12 protein-coding genes and 1 other RNA gene are annotated in these 15,951 nt (G+C 70.4%); 7 read left to right on the forward strand and 6 right to left on the reverse strand.

Translation table 11 applies throughout. The annotated features are described in order from the left end of the window. Nucleotides 1-28 precede the first annotated feature (28 nt). Nucleotides 29-640 (forward strand): vitamin K epoxide reductase family protein, encoded by a 612-nt coding sequence (locus tag V6S66_RS11680; protein WP_334206914.1) that lies wholly within the window; start codon nt 29-31, stop codon nt 638-640. Nucleotides 641-732: 92 nt separating this feature from the next. After that, the gene (locus V6S66_RS11685) at nt 733-3,069 is read left to right on the forward strand and encodes a choice-of-anchor I family protein (RefSeq protein ID WP_334206915.1); all 2,337 of its coding nucleotides are present in this window, start codon (nt 733-735) and stop codon (nt 3,067-3,069) included. Between the two features lie 64 nt (nt 3,070-3,133). Here the strand turns inward: V6S66_RS11685 and V6S66_RS11690 are convergent, their stop codons facing one another. Next, nucleotides 3,134-3,919: an alpha/beta fold hydrolase gene (locus V6S66_RS11690; RefSeq protein ID WP_334206916.1), complete on the reverse strand. Its 786-nt coding sequence runs from the start codon at nt 3,917-3,919 to the stop codon at nt 3,134-3,136. A gap of 115 nt (nt 3,920-4,034) precedes the next feature. Here V6S66_RS11690 and V6S66_RS11695 point away from each other — a divergent pair, with 115 nt between their 5' ends. Next, on the forward strand, nt 4,035-5,324 hold the full coding sequence (locus tag V6S66_RS11695; RefSeq protein WP_334206917.1) for a peptide synthetase: 1,290 nt from the start codon (nt 4,035-4,037) through the stop codon (nt 5,322-5,324). A 10-nt stretch (nt 5,325-5,334) separates the two neighbouring features. On the opposite strand, the gene V6S66_RS11700 is transcribed toward V6S66_RS11695, so the two are convergent. The 5 genes from V6S66_RS11700 to V6S66_RS11720 all read right to left on the reverse strand — a co-directional run bounded on the left by V6S66_RS11700 (nt 5,335) and on the right by V6S66_RS11720 (nt 11,663). Further along, nucleotides 5,335-6,927, reverse strand: coding sequence for a cation:proton antiporter domain-containing protein (locus V6S66_RS11700; RefSeq protein ID WP_334206918.1), 1,593 nt, complete (start codon nt 6,925-6,927; stop codon nt 5,335-5,337). Nucleotides 6,928-7,235: 308 nt separating this feature from the next. Then, nucleotides 7,236-7,605: a transfer-messenger RNA gene (ssrA, locus tag V6S66_RS11705) on the reverse strand. A gap of 110 nt (nt 7,606-7,715) precedes the next feature. Beyond that, nucleotides 7,716-8,909 carry an acyl-CoA dehydrogenase family protein gene (locus tag V6S66_RS11710; protein WP_334206919.1) on the reverse strand — a complete coding sequence of 398 codons (1,194 nt, stop codon included), beginning with the start codon at nt 8,907-8,909 and terminating at the stop codon, nt 7,716-7,718. Nucleotides 8,910-9,012: 103 nt separating this feature from the next. Then, nucleotides 9,013-9,900 carry a DMT family transporter gene (locus V6S66_RS11715; RefSeq protein WP_334206920.1) on the reverse strand — a complete coding sequence of 296 codons (888 nt, stop codon included), beginning with the start codon at nt 9,898-9,900 and terminating at the stop codon, nt 9,013-9,015. Between the two features lie 362 nt (nt 9,901-10,262). Continuing rightward, complete coding sequence (locus V6S66_RS11720) at nt 10,263-11,663, reverse strand: WS/DGAT/MGAT family O-acyltransferase (RefSeq protein WP_334206921.1); 1,401 nt, start codon at nt 11,661-11,663, stop codon at nt 10,263-10,265. A gap of 163 nt (nt 11,664-11,826) precedes the next feature. Between V6S66_RS11720 and V6S66_RS11725 the strand changes: the two genes are divergently transcribed. Genes V6S66_RS11725 through V6S66_RS11740 form a run of 4 tightly spaced genes read left to right on the forward strand, consistent with a single transcriptional unit; the run spans nt 11,827 to nt 15,946 of the window. Continuing rightward, the gene (locus tag V6S66_RS11725; RefSeq protein WP_334206922.1) at nt 11,827-12,891 is read left to right on the forward strand and encodes an alpha/beta hydrolase; all 1,065 of its coding nucleotides are present in this window, start codon (nt 11,827-11,829) and stop codon (nt 12,889-12,891) included. Between the two features lie 36 nt (nt 12,892-12,927). Then, nucleotides 12,928-14,172 carry a magnesium transporter MgtE N-terminal domain-containing protein gene (locus V6S66_RS11730; protein WP_334207259.1) on the forward strand — a complete coding sequence of 415 codons (1,245 nt, stop codon included), beginning with the start codon at nt 12,928-12,930 and terminating at the stop codon, nt 14,170-14,172. Further along, on the forward strand, nt 14,165-14,716 hold the full coding sequence (locus V6S66_RS11735) for a DUF1003 domain-containing protein (protein WP_334206923.1): 552 nt from the start codon (nt 14,165-14,167) through the stop codon (nt 14,714-14,716). The genes V6S66_RS11730 and V6S66_RS11735 overlap by 8 nt, the downstream gene beginning before the upstream one ends. A gap of 48 nt (nt 14,717-14,764) precedes the next feature. Then, the gene (locus tag V6S66_RS11740; protein ID WP_334206924.1) at nt 14,765-15,946 is read left to right on the forward strand and encodes an Mrp/NBP35 family ATP-binding protein; all 1,182 of its coding nucleotides are present in this window, start codon (nt 14,765-14,767) and stop codon (nt 15,944-15,946) included. The last annotated feature ends 5 nt before the right edge of the window (nt 15,947-15,951 follow it).

Raw genomic sequence — 15,951 nt, forward strand, 5'->3', positions numbered from 1 at the left:
TGTCACCCTTCCTGCCTAGACTGTCGGCGTGACCGAGACCGACACCACACCCGCGCCCCGTGCGACCGAGCTCCGCGAGGGCCTGCGGGGCTACGGCGTCTTCCTGATCATCACCGGCGGCATCGCCCTCGCCTCCGCCCTGATCCTCACGATCGAGAAGGTCAACCTGCTGGAGAACCCGCAGGAGGCGCTCGCCTGCGACCTCAGCGCGTTCGTGAGCTGCGGCGGCGTCGTCAACCAGTGGCAGGCGTCGGTCTTCGGCTTCCCCAACCCGCTCATGGGCATCGTCGGATTCACGATGGTCGTGCTGCTCGGCGTGCTCCTGGTCTCCGGCGTCACCCTTCCCCGGTGGTTCTGGGGCGGCATCGCGATCGGCGTCACGTTCGGCATCGGTTTCGTCACGTGGCTGCAGAGCCAGAGCATCTACGACATCCAGGTGCTCTGCCCGTACTGCATGGTCGTGTGGCTCATGATGATCCCGATGTTCGTCGTCTCGATCGGTCAGGTGCTCATCGAGTACCGACCCGACGCAGCGGTCACCCGGTTCGTGAACGAGTGGCGGGTCCTCATCGTGGCGCTCTGGTACGTCGTCGTCGCCAGCCTGATCTGGTTCCAGTTCGGCACGACGCTCTGGGCCTGATTTCCTGGGCCTGAACCTCTGGGCCACCGTGCGCCACCTGGGCGTCATCTGAGGTCCACCGGCTCGTCACCGGGCCTCCCTACGTTCCGGCCATGCCCTCCTCCCCCACCCGCCGGGCGACCTCGCGTCGACTCGGACGCTCGCTGGCGGTCGCCGCCTCCGCGACGGCCCTTCTCGCTCCCCTGACCCTCCTGGGCCCGGCCCAGGCCGCCGCGCCGGTCATCCGCGACTCCGCCGACGGCGCCGAGCTCTCGCTCGACGTGCTCGGCACGTTCCGCACGGGCGTCTTCGACGCCAGCGCCGCCGAGATCGTGGCGTTCCACGCCGCGACGCAGCGGACCTTCGTCGTCAACGCCCAGTCGGGCGAGATCGACGTCCTGGACGCCTCCGACCCCGCGGCACCGGCCCAGGTCGGCTCGATCGTCGCCGCCGACGCACCCGCGATCGACCCCGGTGCCGTCGCCAACTCCGTGGCGATCCGCGCCGACGGTCTGATGGTCGCTGCGATCGAGGCACCCACCAAGACCGACGCCGGATGGCTGCTGTTCGCCGACGCGACCACGCTCGAGATCCTCGGCACGGTCCAGGTCGGCGCGCTGCCCGACATGGTCGCCCTGACCGCGGACGGCACGCGAGCCGTCGTCGCCAACGAGGGTGAGCCGGCCGACGACTTCAGCCTCGACCCCGAGGGCTCCGTCGGCGTCGTCGAGCTCCCCGCAGCGGTCGTCGCCCCGGCCCAGGACGCCGCGCGGACCGCGACGTTCCACGAGTTCGAGGCCGGCGGCAGCAGGACCCTGGACCCGGCGGTGCGCGTCTTCGGACCCACCCCCGAGGACGGCAACCCCGTCTCGCGCAACCTCGAGCCCGAGTACGTCGCGATGGCGCCGGGCGGCACCAGCGCCTACGTCGCGCTGCAGGAGGCCAACGCCGTCGCGGTCGTCGACCTCGCCACCGCCACGGTCACCGACATCTGGCCGCTCGGCGCGAAGGACCACAGCATCGCCGGCCAGGGGCTCGACCCCTCCGACCGCGACAGCGCCGCGAAGGGTCCCGAGATCGCGATCGGCGAGTGGCCGGTCCAGGGTCTGTACATGCCCGACGGCATCACCGCCTACCAGGCCGACGGCGACACCTACCTCGTGACCGCCAACGAGGGTGACGCCCGCGAGTGGGGCGACTACGTCGAGCCGTCCCGCGTCAAGGACCTCGGCAAGAACGGACTCAAGCCGATCTGCGAGGACTCGCCGCTCGCCGCCCTGAAGGGCGATGCCGCGCTCGGCCGCCTCAACGTCTCGACCGCCTCGGGCCTGGACGAGGCCGGCACCTGCTACGACGAGCTCTACTCGTTCGGCAGCCGCTCGTTCTCGATCTGGACGACCGACGGCGATCAGGTCTTCGACTCCGGCGAGGACTTCGAGCAGACCGTCGCCCGCGTGGTCCCGGAGTACTTCAACTCCAACCACTCCGAGTCCAATCTCGAAGGCCGCAGCGACGACAAGGGTCCCGAGCCCGAGAACGTCACCATCGGCACTGTCGGCGACCGCACGTACGCGTTCATCGGTCTGGAGCGGGTCGGCGGCGTCATGGTCTATGACATCTCCGACCCCGCCGACGCCACCTACGTGACCTACGTCAACAACCGCGACTTCGCGGTCTCGGTGGAGGACGGTATCGAGACCGCCGAGGACCCGGCGGCCTTCTTGGCCTCCGCCGGCGACCTCGGACCCGAGGGCCTGACGTTCGTCTCCGCCGTGGACTCCCCCACCGGGGAGGCGCTCGTGATCGTCGGCAACGAGGTCTCGGGCACCACGACGTTCTTCGGGGTCACCGACCTCGTCGAGCCGGAGCCGACGACGACGTTCACCGACGTCACCGAGGAGCACACCTTCTTCACGGAGATCACGTGGCTCGCCGCCCAGGGCATCACGACGGGGTACGCCGAGGCGAACGGCACCACGACGTTCCGCCCGTCGCAGCCGGTCCTGCGCGAGCAGATGGCCGCCTTCCTGTACCGGACCGCCGGCGAGCCTGCGTGGACCGCGCCCACCGCGTCGCCCTTCGCGGACGTCCCGACCTCGCACACCTTCTACCGCGAGATCACCTGGCTGGCCGACCAGGGCGTGACGACGGGCTACCGCGAGGCGAACGGCACCACGACGTTCCGTCCGTCGCAGCCGGTCCTGCGCGAGCAGATGGCCGCCTTCCTGTACCGCACCGCGGGCTCGGACTTCGTCGACGAGGACGGGGCGACGTTCATCGACGTGCCGCCCAGCGCCACGTTCTTCGACGAGATCGAGTGGCTCGCGACGACCGACATCACGACGGGCTACCTCGAGCGGGCCGAGACCCGCTCGTTCCGCGGCCCCCAGCCCGTCCTCCGCGAGCAGATGGCGGCGTTCCTCTTCCGGTTCGACCAGCTGCCGCAGTGAGGTCGGACCGGTGACACGTCGCCCCTGGGTCGAGGGGATCCCTTCGGCACGGGGGCGACGTGCGTCACGACTGGTGCGCCGTGACGACGTGCTCGGCGAAGAGCCCGGGCCAGGCCACGACTCCGTACGGGGTTCGCGCGACCTCGAGGCGGCTGCCGTGGATCCACTTGTGGAGCTTGTTGGCCGTCGTCATGGGGTGGGTCCGATCGCCCGTCCAGGCCAGGACGAGCGTCGGCACCTGCATGCGCACGACCAGCTTGCGGTGGGGCAGGTCGCTCGCCGCCGCTCCGCGGAGCACGGCCGGCAACAGCTCCTCCGGGACCGTGGGCACCGTCTCCGGAGCGTGGCCCATTGCCGGGACCGCGGGCGTGTCGACGTCGAGGGCGTGGAAGGCGCCGATGCCCTCGCGTTCGACGAGGTCGGCGTTCGCGAGATACGTCTCGGCCTGCTTGCGACGCGTCTTCCCCGCGGTCGGCGGGGTCACGAGCGTCAGGCTCGCGAACCGGTCGGGCTCCCGGGTCGCTGCGTGGAGCAGGGTGCCCGTGCCCATCGACGGCCCCACCCCGTGCACCGACTCCCCCGGCGCCACGTGGTCGAGCAGGGCCAGGAGGTCGCCGGCGAGTCGATCCCAGCGATACGCATCGGGCTCGGCCGTGCCGGTGGACCCGCCGTGTCCGCGGGCGTCGAAGCGGAGGATGCGGTGATCGCGCAAGGCACGCGACAGGTCGAGCCCGAGCTGACGGTCACGGTCGCGGCTCGAGGTGAGGCCGTGGAGCTGCACGACCAAGGGCCCGCCGGTCCCGTCGACGTCGAACGCGAGCGCGGCACCGCCCGTGGTGAATGTCTGCACGCCACCTCGCACTCTGTCGTCTACCGCCCGTCGGCCGGCACCCCCGCCCGCGCACCGGTTCCCGGGCATCGCCGCGCCTAGGATAGCGGCGATGCGACTCACCAACGTGGCTCACATGAGGCTCCCCCCGGGTCGTGTGACGAGTCTCTCCACGGGTCAGGTCGGCCTGCCCGGTGCCGCCGTGCCGATCTCGTACGACCAACGGCTCCACGCGGGCGCCGGCGATCGCGACGGCTCGTGGATGGCGATCGCGTTCCGGCTCGACCTCGACGCGACGCACGATCAGCTCGCCCACGCCTGGACGGCCGTCGTCGAGCGGCACGGCACGTTGCACACCGCTTTCTCGAACGAGAGCGGGAAGCTGGGCCTCCACCAGGTCCAGGTCGTGCAGGGCGAGTGGGTCGACCATCCGCCGGCCGATCCGTCCGAGACGCCGCGCGACGTGCTCCGACGCGTGCTCGACGCCGCCTGCCGACCGTTCGGGGCCCCCTCGCACCGGCTCTGCGTCGTCGTTCCCGATCCCGGCAGCGGCGAGGATCACCGGCCCGTGCTCGTGATCGCCGGCGACCACTCCCACCTGGACATGTGGTCGCTGCTGGTCCTGCTGCGCGACCTCCGCACCTGCGTCGCGGACGTCGTGGCTGGCCGGGCACCGGGGGCCGACCTCGCGCCGGCAGCTCCGTTCGCCGCCCACACGCACCTGCTCGAACAGCTGGACTCCACCCCGGACTGGGTCGCCGACCGGTGGGCCGAGGTGCTCGCCGCGGGCGGTGGAGCACTGCCGACCTTCCCGCTCCCCCTGGGTGACGTCTCCGCACCTCGGTCCGAGGTCGTCGAGGTACGTGACGTCCTCGAGCCCGGGCAGCTCGAGGCGCTCGAGAAACGCGCCGCCGACCACGGCGTTCGCCTGACCGCGCTCGCGATCGCCGAGGTCGCGTCAGCGACGGCGGAGCTGTCCGGAGCTCCGCTGCGTGCGGTGTTCCCGGTGCACAGCCGTGATGATCCTTCCTGGTACGGATCGGTCGGCTGGTTCATCACGAACTCCGTCATCGACTGCACCGACCCCAGCCCGACCGGGTGCACCGCCGCCCTGCGGGAGTCGATGAAGCTCGGTGCCCATCCGCTGGCCCCGATCCTCGGCCACCTCGACCGCGAGCTCGCCCCGCCCGGCATGTTCGCCCTGTCGTGGCTCGACACCCGACGCCTCCCCCAGGTGCCGCCGGGCCTGGACGTGCAGTACGTGTCGGCGGTCACCCGCCCCGACGGCGTCATGGCGTGGTTCCTGGTCAGCGACGACGGACTGCACTTGAGGTGCCGGTACCCCGACACCCCGGAGGCACGCGAGAATGTCGGACGTTGGTTGGACGCCGTGGTGGAGCGGGTGGGGGGCACCCGCGTCCCGTGACGACGAACCGTCAGTCGTCGGGAGAATGGAGCCCAGCTGCCGCGGCCGCCTCGTCGGCGAGCGTGTGCCCGGCTCCGTCGTAGAGGTGCAGCACGATGTCGGCCCCGTGCTCGCGTGCCTGCGCCGCCTCGTCGGCGAACTGGACCACGACCGCGACGACTCCGGCGAAGCCGGCCTCCTGCAGTCGCGTGGTCGCGGTGCGGTTCGCGCCGTGGAACGGCATCGCCAGCACGGCGAGGTCCAGATCCTCGGCACGGGTCAGCCGCAACCAGAACTCCGGGTCGCTGGCATCGCCCTCGACCGCCTGCAGACCGGCCTCGCACAGGCTCTCGACCCGTTCGCCGTCGGCGTCGACCCCCACCGTCTCCACACCGTGCTCGTCGACGAGCTGCTCGTAGGCAGCCCGGCCCACCCGCCCCATGCCGATGACGACCGCCTGCGCGTGTCCCACGTCGATCGGACGGTCCTGTTCCAGGAGCCGGTCCGGGTCCTTGGCCGGCAGCCAGCGGGACGCAGCGGTCACGAGGCGCTCGCGCCCAGCAGCGGCAGCCGTGGACAGCAGGAAGCTGAAGGCCACCGCCGTCGACACGACGACGAGCCAGTCCTCCTCGAGCACCCCCGAGGTGACCCCGTTGTCCACGACGATCAGCCCGAACTCCGAGAAGCTCGCCAACGCACCCGCCACCAGTGCCGCACTGCGGTGCCGCAGGCCCATCCGGTCGAGAAGCACCGCGAAGCCGACGACCTTGAGCGGCACGAGCACCAGCACCAGGACGCCCGCGATGAGCAGATCACTCGCCGACGGAAGTCCGATGAACCCCAGTGAGACGAAGAAGCCGACGAGGAGAAACTCCTTCAGCCCGAAGATCGCCTTCCGGATCTCGCCGGACCGTTCGTGCGAAGCCAGCAGCATGCCGAGGACCAGGGCACCCAGATCGCCCTTGAGGCCCACCGCGTCGAACAGCAGGTAGCCCGGGACGATCGCGACGACGACCCCGAACAGCACCTGCACCTCCCCGTGGTCGAGCCGCCCCATGACCCACCGGATCGCCCAGGCGCCCGGCACCACCAGGACCAGCGCGAAGGCCCACGGGCTCGGCAGATCACCCGTGCTCCCGGTCAGCACCGCGACGGCGACGATGTCCTGGATGACCAGGACCCCGATGGCGGTCCGCCCGAAGAACGCCCGCGTGGCGCTCGAGGCCTCCAGCAGCTTGACCACGAACACGGTGCTCGAGAACGACAGCGCCACCCCGATCAACGCGTACCCGCGCCAGTCGAGTCCGGCGATGAGGCTCAGCCCGGTGAGCCCCAGCACGGCGAGGAGCGCGATCGCGACCACCGTGGAGACGGCCACGTGCACTGTGGCGGTCACCCACACCTCGCGGCGCACCAGGATGCGCGGGTCGAGCTTCAGACCGATGCCGAACAGCAACAGGGTGACCCCGGCATCGGCCAGGACGTCGAGACCCTCGAAGGCGGGTACGCCCGACGCGTTGAGGATGAAACCCGCCGCCAGGAAGCCCACCATCGGGGGCACGCGGATCACCGTGGCGAGCAGTCCACAGACCAAGGGCACGGTGAAGAGCAGACCGAGGTCCATGTCGGGCGGGCTCCTCGTCAGGGCGGCGGGGGTCCAGCAGGAAGGCTCAGTCTAGGACCCGGCGGAGGTGGCGAGCGCGGGTGCCCGCGGCACGGTTCCCGGAAGGGTCGCTGCGGGGATCCCTCGACGCGCGACTTCGTCGCGGAAGATGGGGCCCACTCGATTCACGGAGCCTTCGATGACATGACGCTGCGGGGATCCCTCAGGAAGGGCGACTTCGTCGCCGACGGAGGGGCCCACTCGATTCGCTGCACTTTCGATAACGCCACTGAGGCCGCCCCCAAAGAACGGGGGCGGCCTCAGTGGCGTTGTGGAGCTGCGGGGAATCGAACCCCGGTCCTATGGCGCTGCATCAGGGCTTCTCCGGGTGCAGTTCGTCTAGCGCTTTTCTCGGCCCCGGTGTTCGGACGAACGCGTCACCGACAGGCCCAGCCACGAAAAAGTCCCGGTCACGCCTCGCGGCGCGGCATGACCAGCAAGTCCCCTAAATGAGACAGACGATCCGGGACGGGGACGCTCCCGGGTCTGCCCTTCACCAGTCGCTGTCAGGCAGCGAGGGCGAAGTCAGTGCGCTTGGAATCGGCACTTATAGATTGCAACGGACGTTTGAGAGATGACGTTGCGTTCTCTACCCGCTTCACCTGATCCGAACGACCACAGTCGAAACCGATCAGCCCCTCTGGAGTTGTCAAAACCCCTCGAGCTGCAGGGGCCACTGCCGAAGCAGTCTGCCCAGCATAGCGCTGCGGGCCGACGAAAGATTCCCGTCGGCCCGCAGCGCTGGCGTATCAGAGCTTGTAGTCCTTCAGGAGCGCGCGACCGATGATCATCTTCTGGATGTCGGAGGTGCCCTCGCCGATCAGCATGAACTTGACCTCGCGCATGATGCGCTCGATCTCGTACTCCTTGGAGTAGCCGTAGCCGCCGTGGATGCGGAAGGAGTCCTCCACGACCTCGTTGGCGTACTCGGAGGCGAGCATCTTGGCCATGCCGGCCTCGACGTCCATGCGCTTGCCGGTGTCCTTCAGACGGGCGGCCTTGACCATCATGGTGTGGATCGTCTCGACCTTGGTGGCCATCTCGGCCAGGCGGAACAGCACGGCCTGGTGGTCGGCGATCTGCTTGCCGAAGGTCTTGCGCTGCTGGGCGTACGCGATGGCCAGCTCGAAGCCACGGATCGCCATGCCGCACGCGCGGGCGGCGACGTTGACCCGGCCGACCTCGACGCCGTCCATCATCTGGAAGAAGCCCTTGCCCGGCTCGCCACCCAGGATCTGCTCGGCCGCGATCTGGTGGTCCTCGAGGATGAGCTCGGTCGTCTCGACGCCCTTGTAGCCCATCTTCGCGATCTTGCCCGGCACCGTGACGCCCTGAGCGGTCTCGCCGAAGCCCGGCTCCTTCTCGACCAGGAACGTCGTCATGTTCTTGTAGACGCTGTCGGCGCCCTCGTCGCTCTTGCAGAGCACCGCGACCAGCGTGGACGTGCCGCCGTTGGTCAGCCACATCTTCTGGCCCGTGATCGAGTACGAGCCGTCGTCCTTCTTGGTGGCCTTGGTCGAGACCGCCGCGACGTCCGAACCGAGGCCCGGCTCCGACATGCTGAACGCGCCACGGACCTCGCCGGTGGCCATCTTCGGCAGGTACTTCTTCTTCTGCTCCTCGGTGCCGTGCTGCATCAGCAGGTACGCCACGATGAAGTGCGTGTTGATGACGCCCGAGACGCTCATCCAACCGCGCGCGATCTCCTCGACCACGAGCGCGTAGGTCAGCAGCGACTCGCCGAGGCCGTCGTACTCCTCGGGGATCGTCAGGCCGAAGACGCCGAGCTCCTTGAGGCCCTCGATGATCTCGGTCGGGTACTCGTCGGCGTGCTCGAGCTCCTGGGCGACCGGGATGATCTTCTCGTCGACGAACTCGCGGATCGTCGACAGGATCGCGGTCTGCTCCTCGGTCAATCCCTCGGTGCTGGCGAGACGTCCCATGCGATGGCTCCTGGTGAGAAAGAGGGGGGCGACAGCCCACATGTCACGGCGACTCTACCCACCGGTAGCCCCCACCACTCGACGAGCCACCCGACGAGCCGGGTCAGTCGACCAGGGGCGGTTCGGCCAGCACCGGCTCGCGCGAGGAGCGCCGTGTGACGACGAACACGAGCCCGGCCAGGATCAGCGCCAGGCCGACCCAGACGCCCGCGTGCGGCGACTGGTCGAGGAAGGCGCCGGCGAGCAGGGCCGCCAGCGGCACCTCCAGCAGCAGCATCAACGAGACCACCGTGGGGCTCATCACGGCGAGCAGGTGGTTGAGGATCGAGTGCCCCAGGAACTGCGCAGCGATCGTGACCCCGGCGATCAACATCCAGTCGCGGGCCGAGAAGCCGGTCAACGGGATCCCACCCACGACGACCGCGACGAGCAGCGCCAGGCTGCACACCGAGTAGCAGACGGCGGTGTACGCCGTCGTCGACAGCTCGGTCCGCACGGCGCTGCCGGCCACGAGGTACAGGGCGGCGAAGAGCCCACCGGCGACGGCCAGGCCGTCGCCCACCAGGGCCTGGGTCGAGACCGTGAAGTCGAAGCCCGACACGACCAGCACCCCGGCGATCGCGAGCGCACACCCGATGCCGGCCTGCAGCGGCACGGGCCGCCCCCGCAGGCGGTCGATCAGCAGGACCCAGACCAGCTGCGTCGTGACGAGCGCGGTGGCGGCGGCCACCGACGTCAGCTTGAGCGACCCGACCCACGTCGCGAAGTGGAGCGCGAGCATGAGGCCCGCCACCACCACGAGTCGGCGTCCCCGCGGCGACAGGGCTCGCAGCTCGTCGCGACGACGCAGCAGCGTCACCGGCGCCAGAACGGCGGAGGCCGCGGCGTTGCGCCAGAAGGCGATCGCGAGGGCGGGGGCGGTCGTGGCGGCCATCAGCGGACCCGAGGCCGAGACCCCGAGGATCGCCACGGCAGCCAGGAGCGCATTCACCCGATCAGTGTCGGGGATGGGGGCGAAGCCCCGCCCCCTGAGGTGCGAGTGAGGAACGAACGAGCCTCGAAAGGGGTACCGCAACCCATCACCTGACCGAGGTTTCGAGGCTCGTCGCCAGGGCTCCTCACACCTCAACCGCCGGTGGCTGGGCCCGCCCCTTGAGGTGCGAGTGAGGAACGAACGAGCCTCGAAAGGGGTACCGCAACCCATCACCTGACCGAGGTTTCGAGGCTCGTCGCCAGGGCTCCTCACACCTCAACCACCGGTGGTGACCACCGGCCGAGCCGCAGGCGAGGCAGGCTGCCGGGCGGAGCCCGGGCGCGATGAGGAACGAGTCGCGTATCGCGACGGAGTCGCGATCAGCCCCAGGACGTCTCGAGCTCGGAGAGGGCGCTCTCGAGGTGCAGCAGGAGCCGCTGGAGGTGCGGGACCGTGCGACGGCAACCGATGATGCCGACGTCGAGGTAGCCGGCGCGGCTCGTCAGGGTGATGTTGATGGCCTGGCCGTCGAGCGCGATCGAGACGGGGTAGGAGCCGTCCATGCGCGCGCCGTTGAAGTAGAGCTCCTCGGAGGGGCCCGGCACGTTCGACACGATGACGTTGAACGGCGGGTGCGTGTACTTGACGAACCCCGGCACCGGCGTGAAGGCGAGCGGCAGCATCTGCAGCGCCGAGAACGCGAGGATCTGCGTCGGGGTGAGGTCGCCGAGGATGCGCTTGGCCTGGCGCGAGGAGTAGGCGATCTCCTCCAGTCGCGTCGACCCGTTCTCGCGGTCGGTCGCGAGGTTCACGATGATGACGCCGACCTGGTTGCCGCCGTCGCGCCCGCCGTCGGCTCCTCCGCCGGACCGCAGCGAGAGCGAGACCGGCACCATCGCGGTCATCGGGTCGTCCGGCAGCGCATTGTTCTCGATCAGGTAGTCGCGCAGGGCCCCGGAGACCATCGCGAGCACGACGTCGTTCATGGTCGTGGCCGACGACTTCGCGACGCGACGGATCCGCTCGATCTCCCACGACTGGGCCGCGAACCGCCGGGCACCACCGATCGGGACGTTGAACATCGTGCGGGGCGCGCGGGGCAGCGTGAGGTCGTTCGAACCGATCGCCTCCATCGCGATGCGGGCCGAGGCGGGCAGCAGGCCCGCCAGGTCGCCCGCGACACCACCGGCTGCCCCCACGAGCGACTTCGCCAGGGCCAGCGGCGCGAACCCGCCCGTCGCGGCGGCGTCGTCGTCGGCCTTGTCCCGCTTGCGGGCCGGCTGCAGCCACGGCGGCAGGCAGTCGTCGGCGTCGGGGTCGGTGCTGAGCGAGCGCTGCATCAGGCGCGCGGCCGAGACGCCGTCGATCAACGAGTGGTGCACCTTCGTGTAGACGGCGAAACGGCCGTCCTGCAGGCCCTCCACGACGTGGCACTCCCAGAGCGGACGGTGCCGGTCGAGCAGCGAGCTGTGCCAGAGCGAGGTCGCCTGCAGCAGCTCGCGGATGCGCCGCGGCTCGGGCAGGGCCGAGTGGCGCACGTGGTAGTCGAAGTCGATCGACTCGTCGTGCGTCCACCACGTGCTGCCGACCGCACCGACGGGCTCGGCCGGACGCTTCCGGAACAAGGGGTTGACGTTGTCGCTGCTGCGATACCGCTCCAGAACCTCGCGCACGAAGTTCGGACCGGCGTCGGCCGGGGGTTCGAACAGCTGCAGGCCCCCCACGTGCATGGGGTGCTCACGCGACTCGGCCAGCAGGAACATCGAGTCGGTCGGCGGCATGAACGGCATGGTGTGGGTTCCTCGCGCAGGGTGGTCGGGGCTGAAGTACGCTCACGGGGCGGATGTGAATCACATCACAACATGAGACATGATTCTGGTGAATGCTCGCAGGTCCCAGGGGGAGCGACACGAGCAGGACCAGATCGTGAGCAGAGGGAGAGACATGATGGGGAACACGCACCTCACCGTGGCCGCGGACGCCCAGTTCCGCGCCGGTGCCAGCCTGCCGTCCCAGGTGCTGGCCTTCGGGCTCAAGCACACGGTCCGTCCGCTCCTGGACGCCTGGTCGCGACTCCCCTTCGACGTGTTCCCGCCGAACCTCCTCGAGCAGGCCGCCCGCCTGCTCCCCGCGCCCGAGGGCACGCGGTGGCGCCGCGTCGACCTGAAGGAGTGCGGCGCCGAGCTCGTGCTGGGAGCCGACGTCGCCGACAACCCGGGCGAGGGCGGCGCGATCCTCTACCTGCACGGCGGCGCGTTCCTGACCTGCGGCATCAACACCCACCGCCGCCTCGTCTCGCGCATCTCGTCGGCATCGGGCGTCCCGGCCCTCAACGTGGGCTACCGCCAGATGCCCTACGAGCCGATCGCGGAGTCGATCGCCGACGGCCTCGACGGGCTGCACTGGCTGCTCGCCCAGGGCCATCGCATCGAGCAGATCACGATCGCGGGCGACTCCGCGGGTGGCTACCTCGCCTTCGCCGTGGCCCGGGCCGCGATGGACGCCGGTCTCGGACGGCCCGCCGGCGTCGTGGCCCTCTCCCCCCTGCTCGACTTCGACCCCGCCGGCAAGGTGGCCCACCGCAATGCCCACCGCTGCCAGACGTTCTCGCTGCGAGCCGTCTCGCGCCTGACCGACGTCTCCGAGAACCTCGACGCCCGCCGCGGCGTCTCGGGCCGGCGCACGTGCCCGGTCAACATGCCGCTCTCCGACATGCCGCCGACCCTCATCCACGTCGGCTCGCGCGAGGTCCTGCTGGCCGACGCCGAGCTCATGGCCAACCGGCTCGTGGCCGCCGGGGTGCCCTGCGACCTCACGGTCTGGGACCGCCAGGTCCACGTCTTCCAGGCGGCTGCGTCCTGGGTCCCCGAGGCGCGTGCCGCGATCAGCGAGGTCGGCGCGTTCGTCGCCGGGCTCGAGGGCCGCGTGGAGTCGCGTCCGTCCTCGACGCAGAACCTCGGCCACGTCAGCGCCGTGGCCCCGCGGCGCAGCTCTGCAGCGCCGGCCTGACACGAGACCCGCCGGTAGGGTGCTGACGTGAGCAGCATGCCCGGACGCATCTTCCTGTCCCGCGTCGTCGGTCAACCGGTCTTCGACCCGTCCGGCGACCGCGTGGGCAAGCTGCGCGACGTCGTCGTGACGGTCCGCTCCACCGGCAGTCGACCGCGCGTGCTCGGGCTCGTGGTCGAGGTGCTGGGACGCCGCCGGGTCTTCCTGCCGATCACCCGGGTCACCTCGCTCGACGGCGGCCAGATCATCACGACCGGCGTCGTCAACATGCGCCGCTTCGAGCAGCGCAAGCACGAGACCCTCGCGGTGCACGAGCTGTTCGACCGCCAGGTCACGACCCGCGACGACGTCGCCGGCGAGGTCTTCGACCTCGCGATGGAGATGGACGCCCGCCGCGACTGGCACCTGACCCACGTCGCGGTGCAGGAGTCGGGCAAGCGCTTCGGTCGCCGCGGCGCGACCCACACCCCCGAGTGGTCCGACGTCATCGGCCTGGCCGACGAGGACTCCGCGCAGGGCGCCCAGCACCTGCTCGCGGCGATGGACGACCTGCGCGCGGTCGACCTGGCCAACGCCCTGCTCGAGCTCACGCCCAAGCGGCGCCTCGAGATCGCCTCCGAGCTCGGCGACGAGCGCCTCGCCGACGTGCTCGAGGAGCTGCCGGCACGCGCCCAGGTCGAGATCCTCGGGGTCCTGGACCCCGAGCGAGCCTCGGACGTCATCAGCGAGATGAACGACGACGACGCGGCCGACCTGCTCGGATCCCTCCCCCCGGCCACCGCGGAGCAGCTGCTGCAGCGGATGGAGCCCGACGACGCCGAGGACATGCGCCGACTCCTGACGTACGAGGAGGGCACCGCGGGCTCGATGATGACGACCGACCCGGTCGTGCTCGCCCCCGACGCCACGATCGCGGAGGCCCTGGCCCGGGTCCGCGAGCCCGACCTGATTCCCGCGCTCGCCTCGATGGTCTACGTCTGCCGCCCGCCGGTCGAGACGCCCACGGGACGCTTCCTGGGGGTCGTCCACCTGCAGGCGCTGCTGCGGCACCCGCCGTCGACCCTGGTCAGTGCGATCGTCGACGACGACATCGAGTGGCCCCGCCCCGAGTCCTCGCTGGCCGACGTCTCCGGCCTGCTCGCGGCATACAACCTCGTCGCGCTGCCCGTCATCGACGAGTCCAAGCACCTGATGGGCGCCGTCACGATCGACGACGTGCTCGACCACCTCCTGCCCGAGGGCTGGCGCGAGTCGTCGATCGAGGTCTCGCGCCATGGCTGAGCAGTCGCGGCGCGACGCCGACCGCCAGAGCCGCCTCGACCAGCCGCGCGACCGCCGTCGCGGCTGGCACCCCAAGGCCGACTTCGACACCGAGCGCTTCGGCCGCTTCGCGGAGTCGTTCGCCCGCTTCATGGGCACCGCCACCTTCCTGGCGGGCATGACGGTCTTCATCATCGTGTGGCTCGTCTGGAACGTGCTGGGCCCGGAGGAGGCCCAGTGGGACCCGTACCCGTTCATCTTCCTGACGCTGATCCTGTCGTTGCAGGCCTCGTACGCGGCGCCCCTGATCCTGCTCGCGCAGAACCGTCAGGAGTCCCGTGACCGCGTCCAGCAGCAGCAGGACCGCGACGCGACCGCCCAGTCCCACGCCGACATGGAGTTCCTCGCCCGTGAGGTCGCGGCCCTGCGACTCGGTCTCGGCGAGGTCGCCACGCGCGACTTCCTGCGCAGCGAGCTGCGCGGACTCGTCGACGCGCTCGACCCGGCCGACGACGGGGAGCGACGCGACAAGCCGAGCAAGGCCAAGAAGGACAAACGCGACTGAGGCTGGACTCACCTCGGGCGCACAGGGCTCCCCCGTACGATGGGTCGCATGGCAGTCGTCACCGAGGAGCAGGTCCGTGAGGCGCTGACGCGCGTCAACGACCCCGAGATCAAGCGTCCCATCACCGAGCTCGGCATGGTCGACACGATCACGATCAGCGACACCGACATCACGGTGCGTCTGCTCCTGACCGTCGCCGGCTGTCCGTTGAAGGAGACCCTGACCCGCGACGTCACGGCCGCGGTCGCGAGCGTCGCCCCGGCACACCTGGCGCACGTCGACATGGGCGTCATGACCGACGAGCAGCGCTCGTCGATGCGCGACATGCTCCGCGGCGGTGCTGCCGAGAAGGAGATCCCCTTCACGCAGCCCGGCAACCTCACCCGCGTCTACGCGGTCGCGTCGGGCAAGGGCGGTGTCGGCAAGTCGTCCGTCACGGTCAACCTGGGCGTTGCGATGGCCCTGCGCGGACTCAAGGTCGGCATCCTCGACGCCGACATCTACGGTCACTCGATCCCCGACCTGATGGGCGTGGGCGACCACCGCCCCACCCAGGTCGACGACATGATCATGCCGGTCCCCGTGCCCGTCACGTCGCTCGGCGACCACCCCGACGCACCGGCGGCTCCTGACGTCAAGGTCATCAGCATCGGCATGCTCAAGCCGCGCAAGGACCAGGTCGTCGCGTGGCGCGGCCCGATGCTCGACCGCGCGCTCGTGCAGATGCTGAGCGACGTCTACTGGGGCGATCTCGACGTCCTGCTGCTCGACCTCCCGCCCGGCACCGGCGACATGGCCATCAGCGTCGGCCAGCACCTCTCGAACGCCGAGGTCGTCGTCGTCACGACCCCGCAGCAGGCGGCGGCCCAGGTCGCCGAGCGCGCGGGCACGATGGCCTCGATGCTCCACCAGCGCGTCGTGGGCGTCGTCGAGAACATGTCGTACCTGGCGCTGCCGTCGGGCGAGCGCCTCGAGGTCTTCGGCAGCGGCGGCGGCCAGCAGGTCGCGTCCACCCTGGCCGAGCGCCTCGGCCACGACGTCCCGCTGCTGGCCGAGGTCCCCCTCGACGAGCAGCTCCGCGTCGGCGGCGACGAGGGCCACCCCATCGTGGTCGCGCACCCCGAGTCGGCCTCTGCGGTCGTCCTGCAGGCTGCGGCCGATCGCCTCAGCGGTCGCTCCCGCGGGCTGGCCGGCATGCAGCTGGGCCTGACCCCGGCCGGGCGACTCTAGGACTC

Source organism: Aeromicrobium sp. Sec7.5 (genome assembly GCF_036867135.1).
Taxonomy (GTDB): domain Bacteria; phylum Actinomycetota; class Actinomycetes; order Propionibacteriales; family Nocardioidaceae; genus Aeromicrobium.